We start from the raw sequence: 22,330 nt of genomic DNA, 5'->3' as shown, positions 1-22,330 counted from the left end.
AAGAAATTTAATTCATAATAGGTGTAAGTAAACAAGTTCATGGAGGATTTTATGGACTGTATTTTTTGCAAAATTGTAAATGGTGATATTCCATCTGCAAGGGTGTATGAAGATGATGATTTTATTGCCATTCTTGATATTAGGCCGGTAAATCTCGGGCATACTTTGCTTATTCCTAAAAAACATTTCAGAAATATATTAGATACAGATGTTGTAGTTGGTTCAAAAATTTATCCAGTGCTTACTAAGCTTTGTAATGCAATAAAAAATGCTCTAAATTGTGATGGTCTAAATGTTATTCAAAATATTGAAGCTGCTGGTGGTCAAGAGGTTTTTCATTCACATATTCATATTATTCCAAGGTACAAAGATGATGGTTTAAGATTTACTAAAAGTCACAAAGAATATAAATCCACAGATGAAATGCAAGAATTTGCCAAAAAAATTGCTGAGAAACTAACTTAAAAAGTGTGGCTGTATAGATCTTGTTAGTAGTTGTTTATAATAATCCGTTATTAATTTATTGTTATTAGTTGTAATTTGTAGGTATCAGTAGTTAATTTATGAACTTTAATATGTTATCAATAAGGATGTTTTGAAATTGCTACAAATACACCACAAATAACAACTAACAACCATGAATAACTAATGATATTTTTATAATTTGACAATTTTGTCATATCGTTAACATTTATGTTAAAATATTGAAACTGTGTTGGATAGCTATTTGATATCAGTCTAATTTGCTGATAACATTGAGTTAATTATACTAGTGCTTGTGATAACAACTATTTTATACTTCTTTGCGAGGAGCGTAAGCGACAAGGCAATCTTTTATCTATCAAAGAATTATAATTAAGCAATTTATAATAATAGTAGGGCTTTTTTAATTTTATAATACAAAAACAATTTGGCATGCTTTTTTCTATTAAATTGCCAAAACTATAAAAGGAGGTAAGATATGAAGAAAACAAACAAAAAGGGTTTTACCCTTATCGAGCTTTTAGTTGTTGTAGCTATCATCGGTATCCTCGCAGCTATCGCTATCCCCCAATTTGCGAAGTACAGGACGAGGGCTTATAACTCTGCTGCTCAAAGTGATCTTAGAAATGTAAGAGGTGCTTTAGAAGCTTATTATGCTGATACTCAGCAATATCCTTCAAATTTATAAATGTTAGGAGGGTTGAAATGAGGAAAATATTAATGATTATTAGTGTGACATTATTTACATTTTCTGTAGCATACGCAACAATCACGGCTAATAAAGAGACATCTATTGATAATATTGATTTTCAGCCATCTAATAATGTCTACATGTTTTATGCTTCTCCTGATAATCAATCATTTGGTCTAGGTAGTGAACATCAAGCTGGTGACAGATCATTTGGAACAAGCTCTGGAACCACAAAAATATATTATAAGTCAAAAACCAAAGGAACAGTAAGTAATTCTTTGGATGTCCCTGCAAATGACAATTCAACTGAAACAAATGGATGGTCTTCGTTGTAAAAATATGTAAGCAATAGGTGGTTTTGCTTACCACCTATTGCTTAATATTCTTACATGATGTTTGTGAAATAAATATTTATAATTTAAAATCTTTTTGGATTTTTTTTAAAAAGCAAGTTATAAATTTTTTTAAAGAACTTATGAAGATATATTTAACTTAATATGCTATGTTATTCTAAAGATTGCTTCAATTTTGGCGAATAATTATGTTGTTAAGGTTAAAATTAATAAACTATAATTAATAAAAATGTATACTTAAAATGTATGTTTGAACTAAAATTTATAAAAATTAAAAGAACACTTAATATATAATGTAAGAACATTAAAGGTGATATGTTATATTTATATTTGACTTTTAGATCAGTAATAAAAGATAGAATATTTTTAATAATTGTCTTTCTTGTTTTCATTTATGGATTAATACCTGTTTTTAGTTATTTTTCAATGCGACAAGTTCAAGAAATTTCTATAACTATGTCTCTAACGCTAAATTCTTTCATTTTGTTATTTTTATCATTGTTTGGCGGCATCTCTACTATATGGAGAGATATTGAAAGAAAATATACGTATACATTACTAAGTTATCCTGTTACAAGAATAAGCTATTTGGTTGGTAGATATTTTGGATTTGTTTTGTTATTATTATTAATAACAATATTGAATTTCTCGTTATCTGTCATTGTTATTAAAATATCCGCAGGGTTTTATAAATCACAATTACCGATTATATGGCTAAATATTTTTGGAGCTTTTGCATTTTCATTTTTAAAATACTGCTTATTGTTGGCTTTTGGTTTCCTTTTTGCATCATTTTCCACGTCATTTTTCACCCCTATTTTTTCTACAGTGGCAATTTTTATAGCCGGTAATTCAATTCAGGGGATTTTTGATTATGTTATGAAAGAAGCTGATAAAATTTCTGTTTTTGTTAAATCTGTGGTGAAACTTGCTTATTATATTTTGCCTAACTTTTCTGCTTTTGATTTGACTTCTTATGCCACTTACGCTTTGCAAATAAATGGGAAATCCATAATATTTACTTTAGTGTATTTTTTGTTTTATTTGACAATTGTATTGAGCCTTACAGTTATTATTTTTAATAGGCGTGATTTAACTTAATGACAAACATAAAGTTATGAAAGATATGACAACAAAAAATATTTCAAATAAATTGTTTTATGTTTTTGCACTTGTAGCTGTTGTTTGCCTTGTATTATTTTTCCCGTATTTTCAAAAAGATATGCAAAAAAGACCGTTATTTGAAAAACTCGGTTATACGCCTCAAGGAAAATTTTATAAGATTGTTTTAGGTGAATTCAGATGGTTTATGGGTGATTATCTTTCATTCAAGTCTATAATTTATTATGGGGGGAAAGTTGATAAAATCAGTGAAAGAAAATTTCATGAAGTAGAGTTTTATAACCTTTATAGGACTATTGAGACCTCAATCATTCTAAATCCATACAATGAAGATGCATATTATTTTGCTCAGGGTGCTTTTACTTGGGATATTGGTAAAATTCGAGAAGTAAACGCTTTGTTAAAATATGTAATGAAATATCGTACATGGGATTTTAAAATACCCTTTTTCTTGGGGTTTAATTATGCTTATTTTTTAAAAGACTATAAAACTGCAGCGTATTATTATAAAAAAGCTTCAGAAATTTCGGGTTCGGCTTTGTTTACTAATCTCGCTGCACGGTATTTTTATGAGGGTGGGGAAACCGAGCTTGGAATTGCATATTTAAAGACAATGATAAAAATTACAAGAAAAGAGAGTATAAAAAAGTCATATGAAGTAAGATTACAGGCTTTAGAAGCAATCTATACAATCGAAAGAGCAATAAAAAGATATAAGGAGAAAAACAAAGCATTACCTAAAGATATCGATGAGCTTGTAAGAAAAGGTTTTCTTAGAGAAGTGCCCAAAGATCCTTATGGTGGAAAGTTTTATATTGATAAAGATGGAAAAGTGAGGACAACAAGCAAGCTTGCTTTCAAAAGACCAAAACATAAAAAGGGAAATGAAAATGGAAGTAATAAGAGTAAATAACCTTTATAAAACTTTTAAAAGTAAAAGGAAAAAGGTAAACGCTTTAAACGGAATGTCTTTTACTGTTAATAAAGGTGAAATCCTTGGATTCTTAGGTCCAAATGGTGCTGGTAAAAGTACCACAATTAAAATTATGATGGATTTAATAAGAGCAGATAGAGGATCAGCCAAGATATTAGGAATTGACTCATCTAGTCCTGTAGCAAGGCTAAAAGTGGGTTTTATGCCGGAAAATCCACAGTATTATGATACATTGACAGGTTATGATTTGCTTATGTTTTCCGCAGCTATTTTTAAAGTGGATAAAAACGTGGCCAAAAAGAGGGCATGGGAACTCTTGGAAGAGTTTGAATTAAAGGATGCAGCTAAGCGTCCAATTAGAAAATATAGCAAAGGTATGATTCAGAGGATTGGATTTGCGTCCACTTTGATACATGATCCAGAAATTTTAATATTGGATGAACCGATGAGTGGGCTTGATCCAATGGGTAGAGTATTATTTAAGAATAAAATGTTAGAGCTTAATAAAAAGGGTGTTACGATTTTTTTCAGCTCTCATATCATACCTGATATTGAAGATATCTGCTCAAGAGTATTGATTGTAAATAGAGGGAAAGTTGTTAAATCTCTGGAAAAAACTGAAATAAAATATTTAACCACTACAGGTTTTAAAGTAATCATCGACAACCCAGTAAATATAGGCCTAAAACTTGAAAAAATTACAGATAATCTTTACAGTTTTTTATGTCCAAAAAATAATCTAATTGACATTTTAGAAAAACTAAAAGCACATAGCACTGAAATTATTGACATTGAGCCAGTCAAAAAAAGTTTAGAGGATATTTTTGTCGAAATTACCTTGAAAAGTAATGACAATTAATGCTCTATCACTTCTATTGATATATTATTGATATTTCGCTTTTGTTTATAAAACTCAATGCCTATGAGATAAATCTCTTTTCTTTCTGATAGGTATTTTTCATAATATTTTTTCTCTTTTATTTGCTCGAGTGCGCCTTTGCCATCTTCTTTAAACTCAATAATGTAAATTACGTCATCGAATTTTAATGTGATATCAATTCTACCCTTGTTTGTCACATTTTCTGCTATTAAATCCACTCCCAGCGCTTTCATGTAAGCGTAAAATACACTCACATAATAACCTTCATACTCATAAAGCTTCTCACCTGTGAAATTATTGTAAGGAATAGATGCATATAATGATTTTAGCTCTTGCATAAACATATCTAAATTTTTATTTAAAAGTGAGAGATAAAGATTATTACTAATAATTGCGGAATTATATGATTTTGTAATATAATCAGCAATGCTTCCAAAAAGGGAAAGCTCAACTTCATAATTAGGTATATCAAGATAGTAAAACATTCCTCTAACTGTTTTTTCTTCTTTTGCAATTGTCAAATACCCTGTCTGCCACATTAGTACTTCAACATCGATGTTATCCACATCAAAGCTGTCAAGCATACGATAATCCTTCACTGCTCGCTCTAAATTTGGCAAATGATAACGGTTTTTCTCTATCATCTTTAGTAGAAATGTGGGGGTAGCCGTGGAAAACCAATAATTGCCGAATTCACATCCTTTTGAGATAAATAAAAGTATATCAAAGGGATTATATACAGACTCACCAAGCCAGCGATAACCGTTGTACCACTTTTTTATTTTCTCAAAATCTTGCCCTTTCAAATGCTCTGCAAATTCTGTTACCAGATCTTTCTGCGTATATCCGCAAATTGTGGCATATTTTTTATCTATTGTAATATCATTCAAATTATTTAGCCCAGAAAATAAACTTACTTTGGAAAACTTACTTACTCCTGTGATAAATACAAACTCAATATATGGATCACTGTCCTTTATCACAGAGTAAAAGTTTTTTAATTCTTCTCTTATCTCTTTTGCTCTCTTGCTATCTTCAATGTTATCTAAAATTGGTTTGTCATACTCATCAATTAAAATTACTACTCGTTCACCATGTCGTTTCATTGCTTGTAAAATAACTTTTTTAAACAACCCGCCAATTGTTTCACTCGTTGGCATATTGATCGATAGCAAAAGACAATTTTCCTCTAATATTTCTTTGATTCTGCTATTTAACGTAGTTGCATCTTTTATTCCACCACTTCCAAAAGATATGTGAATTACAGGATACTTTTTGAAGTCGTATTTATCATAAATATAAAGCCCTCTGAAAAGCTCTTTGTTACCTGAGAAAATTTCTTTTAATGTATCAAGGAATAAAGTTTTACCAAACCTCCTTGGGCGAGAAAGAAAATAGTATGAGCCATTTTCAATCAATTTTAATGCAATTTTTGTTTTATCAATATAAACGCAGTTATTTTCCTTTATTTTACGTAAAGTTGAAATTCCAATGGGCAGTTTTTTCATAATTTACTCCTGCTAATACACTCTTGTATCCTAATTATAATAAATTTTTATGTAATTTAAAATAAAAAGTGCAGGTAGTATATTAACCCAATTTGTCAAAACATTGCACAAGCTCATGTTAAGCTTTTGGTTGCTTTTTTTATTACTTTCATTATAGTCAAAGTCACTTATATAGAAATATGGTGTCACTTTTGGAGGTAAAGGATGATTGTAAGATTGAGTGAAATTGAGCCAAAAGAAATGGTAAAACCACGTGATGGTAGAGGAAGTTTGATAAATTTTGCATATGAAGCTGCTACAAAGTACAGCGGTAAGATAAAAATGTTTTCAGTGGTGGAATTAAAGCCAGACTCAAAGGTTGGTTATCATGTGCATGAAAATGATATGGAGATTTATTTAATTCTTGATGGAAAGGCTGTTGTGAGTGATAATGGAAATGAGGATTTATTAGGTCCTGGAGATATGCTGATTACTCCAAAGGGAGAGGGGCACGCAATCGAAAATAAAACAAATGAACCAATAACATTTTTAGCAGTGATAATAGAGTAGCCTATGATTACAATAAACGATACACCTGTTTTAGTTGGAACAAGCGGTTATAAGTACGATGACTGGAAGGAGAGTTTTTATCCTAAAAGTATTTCTAACTTTCATATGCTTTCATATTATGGGAAAAAAGATTATTTAAATCTGCTTGAAATAACATTTACATTCTACAATATCCCTTATCAAAATACTGTTAAAAGCATTGTGGATAGAGGGGAGAATCTTTCTTTTTCAGTAAGATTAAATAAAAGGTTTTTAAAGGGTAGATATAATAAACAGGATGTAAAAGATTTTTATGCTGGTTTAAAACCTATGATTGATAAAGGAAAACTTGAAGCTTTGTTTGCTGATTTCAATTTTTCTTTTTCTGCCTCAAAGGAAAATTTTGAGCATATATTAAGGCTTTCAAATGAATTTAAAGATTTCCCTCTCTTTTTTGAATTACCAAATCGAACATGGTACAAGGACAGATTTTTAGAATTGTTTCGTGAGCACAGAATAGGTATCATAGTCCTTGATATGCCAAAAATTAAGGGACTTGCACCTTATTATCCGTTTTCTTCGAATAATTTTACTTATTACAGGTTGTATGGACGTAGCAAATTGTGGCTTACCCCAGAAGATAAATATCTTGATTATAAATATAGTAAAGAGGAGTTGACTGAATTTATTGATGATATAAAAACTCTTTCATTAATAAGTAAAAAGGTGTTTGTAAGTTTTTGTAATGTAATAAATGCGTCAGCCTGCAAAAATGCCGGAGAGTTTGTACAGTTAATAAAAGAAAATGAAGAGATTTAAAAAAGCTGCTGCTCTAAAATATAAGCCAAACAGTGATAAAGCGCCTAAGCTTGTAGCCAAAGGGCAGGGAGTTATAGCAGAAAAAATTATTGAGAAGGCTAAAGAACATGGTGTATTTATTCAGGAGGATGCTGATCTTGTAGAGGCGCTTGCTACTTTAGATCTATATGAGGAGATACCTGAAAATTTATATAAAGCTATAGCAGAAATTCTTGCCGAATTATATAAAATTAATAAAAATATAACTTAGTTCTTGCTGAACAAGTGGCAGCTATTTTGAATTTTATTAAATCTAAACAAAAAAATTAAAAAATTGCTTGACATAAATTGGCTCAACTTTATATTAATACTAGCACTCTATAAAAGAGAGTGCTAATGCAGAGGAAAGAAATGGCAAAGCTTACTGAAAGGGAAGAGACGGTATTAAAAATTATTGTCGATGAATATATTAATAGTAGTGAACCAGTGGGCTCTCGTTTTGTTTCTAAAGTGGGGCCTTTGAAGCTGAGTCCTGCTTCTATTAGGAATATAATGAGTGATTTGGAAGAAAAAGGGTTCATTTACCAGCCTCATACATCTGCAGGGCGTGTACCAACAGATTTAGGATATAGATATTACATCGATAAGTTTGTTACAATATCACCAGTTTATTCAGAAGAGATAAAAAAACTTTCTGATAAACTCAATGCTACAAACTTAAGGACTCTTTTTAAAGAAGCCACAAAACAGCTTAGCAAACTCACTCACTCTGTAGGTTTCGTGGTAACTCCAAAATCAAATATGCTGTATTTAAAGCATATAGAATTTTTGAAACTTAATAAGTATGATGTTTTGGCAATTTTGGTGACAAAAACGGGTATTGTGCAAAATGTTATATTAAATTTAGATATAGACATTCCTGATAATATTTTAACTCAAATCAGTAATTATTTAAATGAACATTTTAGCGGTTACTCATTGGTAGAAGTTAAAGAGCGACTTTTTAAAGAGTTGGAAAAAGATAAGCGGTTATTTGATAATTTTATTGACTCATTTCAAAAATTATTACCCAAGATTTTTGAGATGGATGAGGTAGAAGGTGAGCTTTATTATGATGGTACAAGTAACATATTGGATATGCCTGAATTTAATGATGTTAATAAGCTCAAAGAGTTTCTTAGAACATTTGAAGAAAAAACATTGATTTACAAAATAATAAATAAATGCGTAGAAGCTGATAGTGTACAGATATTCATTGGTTCTGAAATTGATAAAGGTATTGATGATATTGGTCTTGTAGTTAAGCCTTATTCTAAAGGGAATAAAATATTAGGAACGCTAGGTATTATAGGTCCAAAAAGAATGAAGTATCCTCATGTTGTTCCTGTAGTTGATTATACAGCTAATTTGTTGAGTGAAGTTATTGAAAGGTTAGGAGGTAGAGATGAGTAAAAAAATAAAAGTTAATAAAGAAAAAGACATTGTAGAAGAAGTAGAAAAAAGAAACAAAAAAAATACTCAGAAAAATAAAAAAGAAGAAAATGAGCATAAGAAAGTAGAAACACAAGGAGATGATATTATAAAAAAATTAGAAAATGAAAATAAAGAATTAAAAAAACAGCTACAGGAAAAAGAAGAGACTATTTTAAGATTGTCTGCAGAATTGGATAATTTCAGAAAAAGACTTTTGAGGGAAACAGAAGAAAAACTTAAATATGCTAACCAGGTTCTGCTTGAAAGTTTGTTACCTGTGATAGATCATTTAGAAATGGCTCTTGACCATATTAAACCTGATTCTCCTGTAGAGTCATTAAAGCAAGGTGTGGATCTGACTTTAAAGCAGATGAAAGATATTCTTGCTAAATTTGGTTTGCAGGAAATAGAATTAAACATTGGAGATGATTTTGATCCCAACTTCCATGAAGCTTTAATGTTAGATTATAAAGATGATTTTGAAAACAACAAAGTTACTCAGATTTTGCAAAAAGGTTATACTCTCAATGGTAGAGTAATAAGGCCATCTAAGGTTTCTGTTAATAAAAAAGAAGAAAATAATAATAATGATAAGGAGGATAAAGATGAGTAAAGGAAAAGTAATAGGTATTGACCTTGGTACAACAAACTCTGTTGTGGCTATAATGGAAGGGGGACAGCCTAAAGTAATCGTTAATGCAGAAGGTATGACAACAACTCCTTCTGTTGTGGCCTTTACTGAAAGTGGAGAAAGACTTGTAGGGTTACTTGCAAAAAGACAGGCTGTCACAAACCCAGAAAACACAATTTTTTCAGTAAAAAGATTAATTGGTAGAAAAATTGATGACCCTCAAGTAGAAAAAGCTAAAAGAATTTTACCTTACAAAATAGTACCATCTGACAATCAGGATGCATGGGTTGAAGTAAAAGGTAAAAAATATGCACCACCAGAAATTTCTGCAATGGTATTACAAAAGCTGAAAAAAACTGCTGAAGATTACCTAGGAGAAGAAGTAACTGATGCTGTTATTACAGTACCTGCTTATTTTAATGATGCTCAGCGTCAGGCTACAAAAGATGCTGGTAAGATTGCTGGATTAAATGTTTTAAGGATTATAAATGAACCAACTGCAGCTGCTCTTGCCTATGGACTGGATAAAAAGAAAGATGAAAAAATAGCTGTATACGACCTTGGTGGTGGGACATTTGATATCTCTATACTTGAATTAGGAGATGGTGTATTTGAAGTAAAAGCTACGAATGGTGATACTTTTCTTGGTGGAGACGATTTTGATAACAGGATAGTAGAGTGGTTAATAGATGAATTTAAAAAAGAGACAGGTATCGATCTATCCCAAGATAAAATGGCTCTTCAAAGATTGAAGGAAGCAGCAGAAAAGGCAAAACATGAGCTATCCACTGCTCTTGAAACGGAAATAAATTTACCTTTCATTACTGCAGATGCTTCTGGACCAAAACATTTGATTAAAAAACTTACTAGAGCTAAACTTGAACAATTGGTAATGGATTTAGTTGAAAGAACACTTGAGCCCTGTAAAAAAGCATTAGAAGATGCAGGATTAACCCCATCAGATATTGATGAAGTTATTCTTGTTGGTGGTATGACAAGAATGCCTCTTGTTCAACAAAAGGTAAAAGAATTTTTTGGTAAAGAACCACACAAAGGGATCAACCCTGATGAGGTTGTAGCTATTGGAGCAGCGATTCAAGGTGCTGTATTAAAAGGTGACATAAAAGATGTGTTATTGTTGGATGTTACGCCACTTTCGCTGGGTATCGAAACACTTGGTGGGGTGATGACAAAAATTATTCCTAGAAACACAACAATTCCAACAAAGAAAAGTCAGATATTTACAACCGCAGCTGATAATCAAACATCAGTTACAATACACGTATTGCAAGGAGAGCGTGAATTAGCAAAAGATAACAAGTCAATTGGTAGATTTGAGCTAGTTGGTATTCCTCCTGCTCCAAGGGGAGTACCTCAGATTGAGGTAACATTTGATATTGATGCAAATGGTATATTGAGTGTATCTGCAAAAGACCTTGGTACAGGTAAAGAACAGTCTATCAGAATTACTCCAAGCAGTGGATTAACTGAAGAAGAAATTGAAAAAATGGTTAAAGAAGCTGAACTGCACGCTGAAGAAGATAAAAAGAAAAGAGAACTTGTTGAACTTAAAAACCAAGCCGATACGCTTATTTACTCTACAGAAAAATCTCTTAAAGAACATGGTGATAAAGTTGATGCTGCTACAAAGGAAGAAATTGAGAAGGCTCTTGATGAGTTGAAAAAAGTTCATGCTGGGGAAGATGCTACCGCTATAAAAGCAGCTATCGATAAACTGACATCGGTATCTCATAAACTTGCTGAAGCAATTTATAAGGCTACTGCAAGTACTTCAGGAGCTGATGCTGGTACAGGATCAAATACTGGAGAAGGGAGTACCGAAGCTAACAACAACTCTCAGGAAACAAAACAGGAAGATGTAGTGGATGCTGATTATGAAGAAGTGAAAGAAGATAACAAATAGTTCATAATGATGATAACTAAAAAAAACTATTAACATAAAAAGAGCAGTTGGCCATATTATGGCTAACTGCTCATTATTTTTAATATTATGAACTAAATGGAAAGAGTAAGTGATAACAATAAAATTTTTAACATAAAACTCCACAAGATACATTTTATTTCTAATAAAACTTTTTGGTTACAAGAAAATGAAAATTTTCAAGAAAGGAGTTTTACTTTACTTCAACAGTATGATAATCTTTATAACCTACAATGATTTTTACAATGTAAATATCTTTTTTAAACTTATGGAGGTTAAGATTGGCTAAGGATTATTATGAAATTTTAGGTGTTAACAGAAATGCAACAGAAATAGAAATAAAAAAAGCTTATAGAAAACTTGCATTGAAATATCATCCCGATAGAAATCCAGGGGACAAAGAAGCTGAAGAAAAGTTTAGAGAAATAACAGAAGCTTATCAAGTTTTAGTAGATCCGCAAAAAAGAGCTCAATATGACCAATTTGGACGAGTTTTTGATGATAATGGAGGATCTCAGGACTTTTCATCTACAATTTTTGATGATTTTTTTGATGATATTTTTGAAGGTTTCTTCGGTTTTAATAGAGGAGGAAAAAGAAGAGAGCGCCCAACCAGAGGTAGTGACATAGAAACTGATGTTGAAATAGAGTTTGAAGAGGCTGTTTTTGGGGTCTCAAAAAAAATAACAGTGGAAAAAGAAGAGCTTTGCTCTAGGTGTGACGGTTCAGGTGCGGAGCCAGGCGGTAAACAAACATGCCCTACTTGTCATGGAAAAGGTCAGTTTATCCAAAGACAAGGTTTTTTTACTGTATCAACTAGTTGTCCAACGTGTCACGGAAGCGGTCAAGTTATAAGAGAAACCTGTAAAGAATGTCGTGGTCGTGGTTTTAAATATAATAAAAAGACAATTGAATTGAAAATCCCCCCTGGTATTGATGCTGGTATGACGTTAAGGGTTTCCGGCGAAGGAAATTCTGGTAGATATGGCGGGCCACCAGGAGATTTGTTCGTAAACATCAGGGTTAAGTCTCACAAATATTTCAAAAGAAAAGGGAACGATATTTATCTAGAGTTGCCTATACCTTTTACTGATGCTATTTTAGGTACTACTGTTTCAATCCCAACATTAAAAGGGGAAAAAACTTTGGATATTAAACCTGGAACACAACCAGGAGATCAAATTATTTTAAAAGGATACGGTGTACCTGAAGTAAAAGGTTATGGTGTAGGTAATATGTTTGTTAATATACGAGTAATATTGCCAAAGAAGCTTAGTAAAGAGGAAAGAAAATTGATAAATGAATTTAAAAAACTATCGGGAAATGGCTATATGAAAGAAGATAAATCGTTATGGGATAAATTTAGAAGATTTCTTAAAAAATGACAGGATATATTCTTTGGTATATTTTATAAAAAACATTATTAAGATGATGATATATGGAATATTTAAAAAAATTTAAGATTCTTGTTATTATAGGAATAATTATAAGTATATCTATTTTTACACTTCATTTGGTTTCTTCTTTTAATTCCTTGAAATATATGAAAAAAAATTTAATTGAGCTTGGAAGATTCATTACTTACTCTTTTGAAGTTAGTAATAGGTTTTTGTTCTCGAATAACCGTGCTGGTTCAACATGCTTTCAAGAATTTTCCAAAGAATTTTTATCCAATGAAGCTATTTATAATCTTATAATATACGATATAAATGGAAACATACTATTTAATGGAAAAAACAAAAATATTGAAGTAAAAAAAGTTTACCCCGAATACGAAAGTGTAATTGAAACTGAAGATTACATTATCATCGTTAGAAAAGTGGAAAAATTACTTGGAATGGGCATGATGAGAATGGTACGTCACATGCAAAAAAGAACTAATCAACAGTTTTATGTAGAATTATTCCTTGACAAAAGTAGTTATAATTATTTCAAAAAGAAAATGTTTTCTGATTTACTGCAAATGATTGTTTTATATCTATTTATAGTTGTAATTTTGTTGTATTCATACAGGTTGTTTAAATTATATACTGCTTTAACCAATAAACTGAAAAGGGTTGAAAGGAATGCGGAGCTTGGTAAATTTGCAAGTTTATTAGCCCACGAAATAAAAAACCCTCTTAGTTCAATGAAAGGTTTGTTAGAGTTTACTCTGGATAAAGAAACAGATATTAATCAAAAACAAATATTATCAAAAATTAGAGCTGAAATGGAAAGATTAAATAATCTTGTAAATGATTTTTTAACCTTTGGAAGGGAAGTATCTTTAAGAAAAAACAACTTAGATGTTTTGCAACTAATTAATGAAACAGCAAATCTTTTGAAATACGATATAAATAATAAAAAATTAAGAATTTCTATAAAAGGAGAATCGTTTATTATAAATGGTGATAAAGATAGAATGATTCAAGTTTTGATGAATCTCATATTGAATGCAATAGATGCATCAAAAGAGAATGATGAAATAAAAATTGTTGTTAAAGATAATAAAGTTGCTATTATTAATAGTGTTTACAACGATAACAAGATAGATAAAGATAAAATTTTTGAGCCATTTTATACCACTAGATCAAAAGGTAGTGGTTTAGGATTAGCAATAGTAAAAAAAATTATGGAAATGCACGGATATAAAGTATATGTTGAAAGAATCAACCCTTTTAAAATAGTTTTGGATTTTGGTAATGGAAAATAAAAGAAAAATCTTAATTGTTGATGATGAAGAAAACCACCGTTTTATGTTAAAGCTTCATCTCGAAGGAGAATACGTCGTAGATGAAGCATCAAATGGCATTGAAGCTTTAAGTAGCGTTGAATCCAATCATTACGACTTGATACTTCTTGACATTAAAATGGATATTATGGATGGGATGACTTTTTTAAGTCATTTGAGAAGAAATGGTATAAATATACCAGTTATTGTTATTTCAGCTTTCAACAACGTAAAAACAGCAGTAGAAGCAATGAAACTTGGTGCTGTGGACTATATAACAAAACCTGTAGATGTAAAAATTCTAAAAAAACAAATAAAAGAACTATTAAATGATAAACTTAGGGATAAAGAGGTAAAAATAAATGATGATTATCATTATGAGGGTGTATATTCTGAAAACGGCCTAGGTAAAATCATTGATCTTTTAAAGATGGTTGCTCCCACTGATGCTACGGTTTTAATTATGGGAGAGTCTGGAACTGGAAAAGAATTGATTGCAAAATCCATCCATCACAACTCTCCAAGAAAGAATAAACCGTTTCTTGCTGTTAATTGTGCTGCATTGAATGAAAACTTGATTGAAAGTGAAATTTTTGGTCACGAAAAAGGCGCTTTTACAGGTGCAGACAAAGCTAAGCCTGGGAAATTTGAACTTGCAGATGGTGGGACAATATTTCTCGATGAAATTGGAGAATTACCATTACAAACACAAGCAAAACTTTTAAGAGTCTTACAAGATAAAACTTTTGAGCGTGTAGGAGGTTTGAAAACATTAAAAACAGATGCAAGAATAGTGGCCGCTACTAACAGAAACCTAGAAGAAATGGTTAAAGAAGGCAAATTTAGAGAAGATCTTTACTTTAGACTAAATGTATTCCCTATTTTAGTTCCCCCTTTAAGGGAAAGAAAGAATGAAATACCACTGTTACTTAATTTCTTTATTAAAAGATATAGTGAAAGATTCCAAAAAATTATTAAAGGGTATTCAGATGACTATCTTAATGTTTTGATGAAGTATGATTTCCCGGGGAATATCAGGGAATTAGAAAATATTGTTGAAAGAAGTATAATCCTTTGCAAAGGAGAAGTTTTAACCCCAGACCTTTTACCACCTCTTAAAATAGAAAATAACACTACTAAGAAAAACAGTATGAAAGAGCATGAAAAAAGTCTGATAGAAAAAGCATTAAAAGAAACAAATGGAAACAAAAGCAAAGCTGCAGAATTACTAGGTATATCAAGGAAAACATTACATAATAAAATCAAAGAATATAATATTGAGGTGTGATGTGTCTGAAAAGTTGTGGAGTGGACGTTTTGAGCTATCTACAGATAAATTTGTGGATGAATTTAATGCATCAATTCATTTTGATAAAAGACTTTATAGATATGATATAAGAGGAAGTCTTGCACATGTAGAAATGCTTGCTAAACAAGGAATAATAAAACCTTTAGAAGCTGAAAAAATCAAAGAAGGGCTATTAAAAATATTAGATGAAATTGAAAAAGGAGATTTTGAATTTAAAACAGAAGATGAAGATATACATATGGCAATAGAAAAAAGATTAAAAGAGATTGTTGGGGAGATAGGTGGAAAGCTGCATACGGCTAGAAGTAGGAATGATCAGGTGGCCGTGGATGTGCGAATGTATTTACGTGATATTATTGCAGATGTTAAAAAGTATATAAAAACTTTTTTAGAAGTGCTAGTAAAAAAAGCTGAAGGTAATATTGACGTAATAATGCCTGGTTTTACACATTTACAAACTGCTCAGCCAATTCTCTTTTCCCACTATTTATTAGCTTATTTTCAGATGTTTAAAAGAGATCTTGAAAGATTTGATGATTCATTAAAAAGGTTAAACAAAAACCCTCTAGGTTCGTGTGCTCTAGCTGGTACAACTTTTCCTATTGATAGGTTTTTTACTTCTAAACTTTTAGGATTCGATACTCCCACAGAAAATAGCCTTGATTCTGTGAGTGATAGAGATTTTGTGCTGGAATTTTTGAGTAATGCTTCCATTTGTCAGATGCATTTGAGTAGACTTTGTGAAGAATTGATTATTTATGCCACTAGTGAATTTGATTTTATAGAATTTTCTGACGATTATTGCACAGGTAGTAGTATTATGCCTCAGAAAAAAAATCCTGATGTTGCAGAGCTTATCAGAGGGAAAACAGGTGCAATTTATGGTAGCATGGTTAGTTTATTAACAACAATGAAGGGATTACCACTTGCTTATAATAAAGATATGCAAGAAGACAAAATACCTCTTTTTAATACAGCTGATAATTTACTTGGCAGTCTAAAAATCATTTCACCAATGATAGAAAAAATAAAAATCAACAGAAGAAAAATGTTTGAAGCAGCGGCCAAAGGATATTCCACAGCTACTGAACTTGCAGACTATCTTGTAAGGAAAGGTTTACCTTTTAGAGATGCCCATTTTGTTGTAGGGAAATCGGTCAAATATGCTATTGAGAAAAATAAAAGACTTGATGAACTTTCGATCGAGGAACTGAAACAGTTCTCAGAATTGATAGATGGTGATGTGTATGAGTATATTAGTGTTGAAAATGCGGCCAAGAATAAGAACAGTTATGGTGGCACGGGATTGAAATCAGTTTTGGAGCAAATCAAGAGTGCAAAACAATATTTACAGAGCATTTAATTTTTTTATCATCTTGGCTGTTATCCTTTTTTATGGTTGTGGGAAAAAAACAGACCCGGTGGCTAAAAGCTCGTTTAAAATTGCTCCTCCTCCAAAAGATTCAGTAATATTAGTGGATAATGGTTTTAAAATAATTAACCGATCAAAGGATTATATTTTAGAAGTTTATAAAAAAACTGATAATAGTTGTACCAAATATAACTTAGTAGCTAAAATAGAACCTAAAAAACACATTATTGATGATAATATAAGTTTAGGACAGAAAGTCATTTATAAGCTTCTACGCAAACATCCAGAATACAGAGTGTACTCTGAACCAGTTTATATTGAAAAGGTTTTTGCCAAAAAAGCATTTGTCAAGGTAGATAGAATTATAAAAAATGGTGACTCGTTTGAAATTAAATTGAATTTTTCTAAAAATACCAAATTTGTTTTGTATGGTTTTGATAAAAATAAGTTGAATAAAATTTCAACAAAACCTGCAATAAAAATAAAAACTGACAGGCCGATAAAAATATTCATTTTACCATATAACGATTACAACTTAAAAGGAGATTTGATTAATGTTGAACTGACTTCTGATTACTTTCAAAAACTACATCCGATAAGAAATATAAAGGTGCTTAAAAGCAACGGAAGGTATTTGATCTCTTGGGAAAATGATGCACCAAAAACAAAAATCATTGATGCAAAAACAGGCAAAACTGTTTTATTGACAGATACAAACTTTATAGAGATTACAAAGTGTTCTGATTATATTCTAATAGCTACAAATGGTATTGTAGATTCTGATGGAGTGATGGTTAACCCCTGTAATTAGATTTTGATGAGCTAATAGTTATAAGTGTTGAAAAATTTTTATTTGTAGTTATAATCCTCAAGTCTTAAAAACAAGAATCCAAATGGAGAGGTTGATATATGTTAACTTTACTTATTTCTTTATCGGTTTCCTTACTTGCAGCAATAGGACTTTATTTTATAACCTATAATTATATTTGGTCTTTAATGTTGATGGTTGTGATAATTCTTGGATTAAATTTCTTCATCGGAAGATATTTTTTAAAAAAGTTAACAGCAGTATTTCAGGAAATTGAAAAAGATTTAAAAAATAATCGTTTTGAAAAAGCAATAAACAGGTTGAAAAATGCTTATGCTTTTTCCAAATGGCAGTTTTTTGTCAAAGAACAGATAAATTCTCAAATAGGTATCATACTTTATATGCAAAAGAAATTTGATGATGCAAAAAGTTATCTTGAAAAGGGGTTTGCGAAAAACTGGATGGGAATGGCTATGCTCGCCACACTTTACTTTAAAGAAAAAAAATATGAAAAAGTAAAATCAACGATGGATAAAGCTATAAAAAATGCTCCTAAAGAGGGTTTTCTTTATAGTCTGTATGCATATTTTTTAACAGAAATGGGTGAAAAGGACAAAGCAATCGAAATTCTTGTTAAGGGCAGTAAAAAAGCTCCACTTGATGAGAAACTTGAAACCAACTTAGAAGCATTGAGAAATGGTAAGAAAATGAAAATGAAAAATTATGGTACACTGTGGTTGCAATTAAATATAGAAAAAATGCCACAAGGATTTAAACCATATCAAATGGTACTTGCTAGGCAAAAAATTAGAAGAAGATAGATGTTGAAAGATATTCAAAATCAGTTCGATGATAGAAATCTTGCTATAGATAAAGTTGGAATTAAAGGGATTAAATACCCTATTATTTTAAGAGATAAGAGAAAAGGGTCCCAGCATACTATTGCCTCAATAAATATGTTTGTAAAACTTCCCCATAACTTCAAAGGGACGCATATGTCCCGTTTTGTAGAAATACTTAATAAGTATAGAGAAAATATAAGTATATCTTCATTTAAAGAAATCTTAGAGGAAATGCGAATAAAGCTAAACTCTGAAGAAGCCCATTTTGATATGGAATTTATTTATTTCCTTGAGAAAGAAGCTCCTATTTCTAAACAAGCATCATCAATGGATTATTTATGTAAATTTAGTGGTAGTGTATTTAACGAAGGGGTAGATTTTATCCTAACTGTTACAGTACCAGTTATCAGTGTTTGTCCTTGCTCAAAAGAGATAAGTCTTTATGGAGCACACAATCAAAGAAGTTATGTTACAATCTCAGTACGTTATAATCGCATGGTATGGATTGAAGACTTGATAGAAATCGCTGAAAAATCAGGTAGTTCTCCTATCTTTTCATTATTGAAGCGTGAAGATGAGAAATTTGTTACTGAGTATTCTTATGATAACCCTGTTTTTGTAGAAGATATTGTAAGGAATGCTGCACAGTATTTGTTGGAAGATGATAGGATCGATTGGTTTGAAGTTTCAAGTGAAAATTTTGAAAGTATTCACAATCACTCTGCTTTTGCTTCAATAACTATAGATAAAAAAAATAATAGTTAATTTTTACTAATATTTTATTTATTGTGGAATAAATCTGGGGTCACCCCATTTTTTTTATTGCTAGATGCAATGAATTTATCATTAATAAGCTATATACTTGAATGTGCATTTGTAATATCTGGCTGTATACTGTTCAATATTCTCCATTAGCTTTATCGTTAAAAACGCTAGTAAGAAAATAATCATTAATTTATTAGTATGTTACAAGAATATTTATTAAAAAAGCCCCTTTGATATAGGGGCTTGAAAATGTTTTTATGCGTTAGGTTTATAGCCATATTTAATGGAGAGTTTTTGAGCTCCTTCGATTATTGTTGGAATAATCTCCCTTTTTATTCTCTCGTCATCCATGCGTTCTATAGGAGCCGAAATACTTATTCCAGCAATTACTTTTCCCATAAAATTAAAAACTGGAGCTCCTACACATTTCACACCAACTTCAAACTCTTCATTGTCTATTGCGTATCCTTTATTGCGTACATCTTCAAGATTATCTAACAGATCATCTATGTTGTCTATTGTATTATCTGTCATTTTAACCAGCTTATCTGAATAATATTCTTTTATCTTATCAAGTTTTAGGTATGCAAGTTGCGCCTTACCTGTAGCAGTGGCATAGGCTGGCCCAATATTACCAATTCTGGGTACCACTCTCACTGCATGATCAGTTTCTATAGCATTGAGATATACTATATTTCCTTTTCGCAATACACTTATATGCACCGTTTCATTTACTTTTTGTTTAATTTCAAGAAGAATTTGCTTAGAGGCGTCAATTAAATTCAGCTTATTAAGATAAGCTTGTGATATTTGAAAAGCCTTAACATCCATTCTGAAATTGCCAGTTCTTTTATTATACTCTACATACCCAAAGTTTTCAAGGGTTGCCAACAACTTGTTTACATTGCTCCTTGTGAGCCCAAGCTTTGCACCAATTTCACTGATGCTAAGTTCTTGCTCACTACCTCCTAAAAGTTCCAAAATGTCCAACGCATTATTAACTGCTTGAACAGCATATTCGGATTTATCTCTACGCACTTTCAACTCCTTTAAAATAGTGTTTAAACTGTAACATATTATAAACAAATTATAACTTACAAATCGAAAATGTCAATAGGAACAGAATAAAACTCTGTTAATAGCTAGCGCTTTCTGAGAAATGCGAAAACTAAATAAAATATATTCATATTTATTAATTTTTAAATCAAAAGAGTTTTTTTACTGTAAATTACTACACAATTTCAACTACAATCAATTTCTATCCGAAGTTATAATAATAATCTTTGTTTTGTCAATGAGAATATCTTCTGGAGTTTCCTGTTTTAGCAAATTCATACTTGAAGGCATTATTTGATATTTTTACGAGAATGAAGAATATGGTTTTTTTATAAACAATAAAGTGTATCTTCTTGAAAGATAAACATAAATTGTAGTGGCAGCCAAAAAATAGAAAGATTAAGCGAAATTCTAATTGACAAATAATGTACACTACTATAAATAGAACAGTTCAAAATTTAATAAGTGGCAGGTGATGGGAGTTTTATGTTCGCTACATTGAATGAAAAGTTGAATACTATTTTCAAGAAAATTAAAGGGCAGGCAAAAATTACAGAAGAAAATATAAAAGATGCAGTCAAGCAAGTTCGATTGGCCCTACTTGAAGCAGACGTTAATTATAAAGTTGTAAAAAAATTTGTTTCTGCAGTACAGGAAAAAGCTCTTGGTGAAGAAGTATTAAAGAGTCTTACTCCAGATCAAGTTTTTATAAAAATAGTTCATGATGAAATTGTTGAAATTCTTGGTGGTGACGAATCAGAATCAAAAATAAAGCTTAACCCCATCCCTCCTACAAAAATCATGCTAGTAGGTTTACAAGGTTCTGGTAAAACTACCACAGCAGGTAAACTAGCTCGTTATTTCCAAAAAAATAAAAAAGATGTTATGCTAGTTGCCTGTGATATATATCGTCCAGCTGCTATTGATCAGCTTGAAATTCTTGGAAAACAGTTAAAAATTGATGTCTTTGCTAATAGAGAAGAAAATGATGCTGTTGCAATTGCAAGTGAAGCTGTAAAATATGCAAAATCTGCAGCTAAAGACGTAGTCATAATCGACACAGCTGGTCGCTTACATATAGACGAAAATTTAATGAATGAACTTATCAATATAAAAAACAATATCCAACCTGATGAAATACTTTTTGTAGCAGATGCAATGACTGGACAAGATGCTGTAAATATTGCCAAGACCTTCAATGAGTTGCTTGGTATTACTGGAGTAATTCTCACAAAATTAGATGGTGATGCTAGAGGTGGTGCAGCCCTTTCAATAAGAGAAGTCACCGGTAAACCAATAAAATTTATTGGTACAGGTGAAAAACTTGATGCATTTGAGCAATTTTATCCTGATAGAATGGCATCTAGAATTCTAGGAATGGGTGATATAGTTACCCTAGTTGAGATGGCTCAAGATGCCATTGAAGAGGAAGAAGCTGAAAAACTTGCAGGTAAAATCCAAAAAAAAGGGCTTGATTTCAATGATATGCTTCAACAAATGAAAATGATAAAAAAAATGGGATCTTTTGAAAGTATATTAAAACTCTTGCCAGGCTTTTCAGGTATGGGACAAATCAATGTTGATGATTCACAATTTAAAAGAATTGAAGCCATTATTAATTCTATGACTCCTCAAGAAAGAACAAATTATAAAATACTTAATGCTAGCAGAAAAAGAAGAATAGCAAAAGGAAGTGGAACATCTGTTGCAGAAATAAACAGATTGGTTCAACAATTACAACAAATGAATAAAATGATGAAAAAGTTTAAAAAACAATTTGCTGGTAAAAATAAACTTGATAAAAACATGCTAAAAAATCTTTTTAGATAAAAGGAGGTGCATTAGTGGCAACAAAAATAAGATTATTGAGAATGGGAAGGAAAAAGAGGCCTTTTTACAGAGTAGTAGTGGCTGATAGCAGGGCAAAAAGAGATGGTGCATATATTGAATCTCTTGGATATTACAATCCACTCACAAATCCTGCAGAAATTAAAATTGATGCTGATAAAGCGTTAGAATGGTTAAAAAAAGGAGCAATACCGACCGATACAGCAAGAAGTCTATTGTCAAAAGCGGGAGTTATGGCTAAGTTCCATGAATACAAATTCCCAAAGAAAAGCTAATA

At 31.0% G+C, this 22,330-nt stretch carries 23 protein-coding genes; 21 read left to right on the top strand and 2 right to left on the bottom strand.

Annotated elements, in window-relative coordinates:
- Positions 1-51: 51 nt before the first annotated feature.
- From OWK30_RS03230 to OWK30_RS03205, 6 genes are all read left to right on the top strand, one after another.
- Positions 52-465: an HIT family protein gene (locus OWK30_RS03230; RefSeq protein WP_423323544.1), complete on the top strand. Its 414-nt coding sequence runs from the start codon at positions 52-54 to the stop codon at positions 463-465.
- A 496-nt stretch (positions 466-961) separates the two neighbouring features.
- Complete coding sequence (locus tag OWK30_RS03225) at positions 962-1,171, top strand: type IV pilin protein (RefSeq protein ID WP_423323542.1); 210 nt, start codon at positions 962-964, stop codon at positions 1,169-1,171.
- Between the two features lie 17 nt (positions 1,172-1,188).
- Positions 1,189-1,509: a hypothetical protein gene (locus OWK30_RS03220; RefSeq protein ID WP_423323540.1), complete on the top strand. Its 321-nt coding sequence runs from the start codon at positions 1,189-1,191 to the stop codon at positions 1,507-1,509.
- 333 nt (positions 1,510-1,842) lie between these two features.
- Positions 1,843-2,628 carry an ABC transporter permease gene (locus tag OWK30_RS03215; protein WP_423323538.1) on the top strand — a complete coding sequence of 262 codons (786 nt, stop codon included), beginning with the start codon at positions 1,843-1,845 and terminating at the stop codon, positions 2,626-2,628.
- Between the two features lie 16 nt (positions 2,629-2,644).
- On the top strand, positions 2,645-3,562 hold the full coding sequence (locus OWK30_RS03210) for a hypothetical protein (RefSeq protein ID WP_423323536.1): 918 nt from the start codon (positions 2,645-2,647) through the stop codon (positions 3,560-3,562).
- Entirely contained in the window at positions 3,540-4,442 is a 903-nt protein-coding gene (locus OWK30_RS03205) for an ABC transporter ATP-binding protein (RefSeq protein WP_423323534.1), read from the top strand. Before OWK30_RS03210 ends, OWK30_RS03205 begins: the two co-directional genes overlap by 23 nt.
- On the opposite strand, the gene OWK30_RS03200 is transcribed toward OWK30_RS03205, so the two are convergent.
- Positions 4,439-5,971 carry an ATP-binding protein gene (locus OWK30_RS03200; protein ID WP_423323532.1) on the bottom strand — a complete coding sequence of 511 codons (1,533 nt, stop codon included), beginning with the start codon at positions 5,969-5,971 and terminating at the stop codon, positions 4,439-4,441. The genes OWK30_RS03205 and OWK30_RS03200 overlap by 4 nt on opposite strands.
- 204 nt (positions 5,972-6,175) lie before the next feature.
- On the opposite strand from OWK30_RS03200, the gene OWK30_RS03195 reads away from it, so the two are divergent.
- The 13 genes from OWK30_RS03195 to folE2 all read left to right on the top strand — a co-directional run bounded on the left by OWK30_RS03195 (position 6,176) and on the right by folE2 (position 19,149).
- Positions 6,176-6,520: a cupin domain-containing protein gene (locus OWK30_RS03195; protein WP_423323530.1), complete on the top strand. Its 345-nt coding sequence runs from the start codon at positions 6,176-6,178 to the stop codon at positions 6,518-6,520.
- A gap of 3 nt (positions 6,521-6,523) precedes the next feature.
- The gene (locus tag OWK30_RS03190) at positions 6,524-7,318 is read left to right on the top strand and encodes a DUF72 domain-containing protein (protein ID WP_423323528.1); all 795 of its coding nucleotides are present in this window, start codon (positions 6,524-6,526) and stop codon (positions 7,316-7,318) included.
- The gene (locus OWK30_RS03185) at positions 7,305-7,568 is read left to right on the top strand and encodes an EscU/YscU/HrcU family type III secretion system export apparatus switch protein (RefSeq protein WP_423323526.1); all 264 of its coding nucleotides are present in this window, start codon (positions 7,305-7,307) and stop codon (positions 7,566-7,568) included. The genes OWK30_RS03190 and OWK30_RS03185 overlap by 14 nt, the downstream gene beginning before the upstream one ends.
- Before the next feature lie 140 nt (positions 7,569-7,708).
- The gene (gene hrcA, locus OWK30_RS03180) at positions 7,709-8,749 is read left to right on the top strand and encodes a heat-inducible transcriptional repressor HrcA (RefSeq protein WP_423323524.1); all 1,041 of its coding nucleotides are present in this window, start codon (positions 7,709-7,711) and stop codon (positions 8,747-8,749) included.
- Positions 8,742-9,383 carry a nucleotide exchange factor GrpE gene (grpE, locus tag OWK30_RS03175; RefSeq protein WP_423323522.1) on the top strand — a complete coding sequence of 214 codons (642 nt, stop codon included), beginning with the start codon at positions 8,742-8,744 and terminating at the stop codon, positions 9,381-9,383. Before hrcA ends, grpE begins: the two co-directional genes overlap by 8 nt.
- Positions 9,358-11,325 carry a molecular chaperone DnaK gene (gene dnaK, locus OWK30_RS03170; protein ID WP_423323520.1) on the top strand — a complete coding sequence of 656 codons (1,968 nt, stop codon included), beginning with the start codon at positions 9,358-9,360 and terminating at the stop codon, positions 11,323-11,325. Before grpE ends, dnaK begins: the two co-directional genes overlap by 26 nt.
- A 299-nt stretch (positions 11,326-11,624) precedes the next feature.
- Positions 11,625-12,728 carry a molecular chaperone DnaJ gene (dnaJ, locus tag OWK30_RS03165; protein ID WP_423323518.1) on the top strand — a complete coding sequence of 368 codons (1,104 nt, stop codon included), beginning with the start codon at positions 11,625-11,627 and terminating at the stop codon, positions 12,726-12,728.
- Positions 12,729-12,886: 158 nt separating this feature from the next.
- On the top strand, positions 12,887-14,035 hold the full coding sequence (locus OWK30_RS03160; protein WP_423323516.1) for a sensor histidine kinase: 1,149 nt from the start codon (positions 12,887-12,889) through the stop codon (positions 14,033-14,035).
- Complete coding sequence (locus tag OWK30_RS03155) at positions 14,025-15,341, top strand: sigma-54-dependent transcriptional regulator (RefSeq protein WP_423323514.1); 1,317 nt, start codon at positions 14,025-14,027, stop codon at positions 15,339-15,341. The genes OWK30_RS03160 and OWK30_RS03155 overlap by 11 nt, the downstream gene beginning before the upstream one ends.
- Position 15,342: 1 nt before the next feature.
- Positions 15,343-16,725, top strand: a complete 1,383-nt coding sequence (gene argH, locus OWK30_RS03150) for an argininosuccinate lyase (protein ID WP_423323511.1) — start codon at positions 15,343-15,345, stop codon at positions 16,723-16,725.
- Positions 16,697-17,545 (top strand): hypothetical protein, encoded by an 849-nt coding sequence (locus OWK30_RS03145; RefSeq protein WP_423323509.1) that lies wholly within the window; start codon positions 16,697-16,699, stop codon positions 17,543-17,545. Before argH ends, OWK30_RS03145 begins: the two co-directional genes overlap by 29 nt.
- 98 nt (positions 17,546-17,643) lie before the next feature.
- Positions 17,644-18,363, top strand: coding sequence for a tetratricopeptide repeat protein (locus tag OWK30_RS03140; RefSeq protein WP_423323507.1), 720 nt, complete (start codon positions 17,644-17,646; stop codon positions 18,361-18,363).
- On the top strand, positions 18,364-19,149 hold the full coding sequence (gene folE2 / locus OWK30_RS03135) for a GTP cyclohydrolase FolE2 (RefSeq protein WP_423323505.1): 786 nt from the start codon (positions 18,364-18,366) through the stop codon (positions 19,147-19,149).
- 255 nt (positions 19,150-19,404) lie between these two features.
- On the opposite strand, the gene OWK30_RS03130 is transcribed toward folE2, so the two are convergent.
- Positions 19,405-20,187, bottom strand: a complete 783-nt coding sequence (locus OWK30_RS03130; protein WP_423323503.1) for an IclR family transcriptional regulator — start codon at positions 20,185-20,187, stop codon at positions 19,405-19,407.
- 504 nt (positions 20,188-20,691) lie between these two features.
- Between OWK30_RS03130 and ffh the strand changes: the two genes are divergently transcribed.
- Entirely contained in the window at positions 20,692-22,035 is a 1,344-nt protein-coding gene (gene ffh, locus OWK30_RS03125; RefSeq protein ID WP_423323499.1) for a signal recognition particle protein, read from the top strand.
- Positions 22,036-22,049: 14 nt separating this feature from the next.
- Positions 22,050-22,328, top strand: coding sequence for a 30S ribosomal protein S16 (rpsP, locus tag OWK30_RS03120; RefSeq protein WP_423323497.1), 279 nt, complete (start codon positions 22,050-22,052; stop codon positions 22,326-22,328).
- Positions 22,329-22,330: the final 2 nt, after the last annotated feature.

It is taken from the genome of Deferribacter abyssi (assembly GCF_049472655.1).
Classification (GTDB): Bacteria; Chrysiogenota; Deferribacteres; order Deferribacterales; family Deferribacteraceae; genus Deferribacter; species Deferribacter abyssi.
This window is presented reverse-complemented; position numbering and strand designations above follow the sequence as displayed.

Excerpts from the sequence above, each read along its gene's own strand:
- OWK30_RS03230 (WP_423323544.1), top strand. The coding sequence starts at position 52 with ATGGACTGTATTTTTTGCAAAATTGTAAATGGTGATATTCCATCTGCA.
- OWK30_RS03225 (WP_423323542.1), top strand. The coding sequence starts at position 962 with ATGAAGAAAACAAACAAAAAGGGTTTTACCCTTATCGAGCTTTTAGTT.
- OWK30_RS03220 (WP_423323540.1), top strand. The coding sequence starts at position 1,189 with ATGAGGAAAATATTAATGATTATTAGTGTGACATTATTTACATTTTCT.
- OWK30_RS03215 (WP_423323538.1), top strand. The coding sequence starts at position 1,843 with ATGTTATATTTATATTTGACTTTTAGATCAGTAATAAAAGATAGAATA.
- OWK30_RS03210 (WP_423323536.1), top strand. The coding sequence starts at position 2,645 with ATGAAAGATATGACAACAAAAAATATTTCAAATAAATTGTTTTATGTT.
- OWK30_RS03205 (WP_423323534.1), top strand. The coding sequence starts at position 3,540 with ATGGAAGTAATAAGAGTAAATAACCTTTATAAAACTTTTAAAAGTAAA.
- OWK30_RS03200 (WP_423323532.1), bottom strand. The coding sequence starts at position 5,971 with ATGAAAAAACTGCCCATTGGAATTTCAACTTTACGTAAAATAAAGGAA.
- OWK30_RS03195 (WP_423323530.1), top strand. The coding sequence starts at position 6,176 with ATGATTGTAAGATTGAGTGAAATTGAGCCAAAAGAAATGGTAAAACCA.
- OWK30_RS03190 (WP_423323528.1), top strand. The coding sequence starts at position 6,524 with ATGATTACAATAAACGATACACCTGTTTTAGTTGGAACAAGCGGTTAT.
- OWK30_RS03185 (WP_423323526.1), top strand. The coding sequence starts at position 7,305 with ATGAAGAGATTTAAAAAAGCTGCTGCTCTAAAATATAAGCCAAACAGT.
- hrcA (WP_423323524.1), top strand. The coding sequence starts at position 7,709 with ATGGCAAAGCTTACTGAAAGGGAAGAGACGGTATTAAAAATTATTGTC.
- grpE (WP_423323522.1), top strand. The coding sequence starts at position 8,742 with ATGAGTAAAAAAATAAAAGTTAATAAAGAAAAAGACATTGTAGAAGAA.
- dnaK (WP_423323520.1), top strand. The coding sequence starts at position 9,358 with ATGATAAGGAGGATAAAGATGAGTAAAGGAAAAGTAATAGGTATTGAC.
- OWK30_RS03160 (WP_423323516.1), top strand. The coding sequence starts at position 12,887 with ATGAAAAAAAATTTAATTGAGCTTGGAAGATTCATTACTTACTCTTTT.
- OWK30_RS03155 (WP_423323514.1), top strand. The coding sequence starts at position 14,025 with ATGGAAAATAAAAGAAAAATCTTAATTGTTGATGATGAAGAAAACCAC.
- OWK30_RS03140 (WP_423323507.1), top strand. The coding sequence starts at position 17,644 with ATGTTAACTTTACTTATTTCTTTATCGGTTTCCTTACTTGCAGCAATA.
- folE2 (WP_423323505.1), top strand. The coding sequence starts at position 18,364 with ATGTTGAAAGATATTCAAAATCAGTTCGATGATAGAAATCTTGCTATA.
- ffh (WP_423323499.1), top strand. The coding sequence starts at position 20,692 with ATGTTCGCTACATTGAATGAAAAGTTGAATACTATTTTCAAGAAAATT.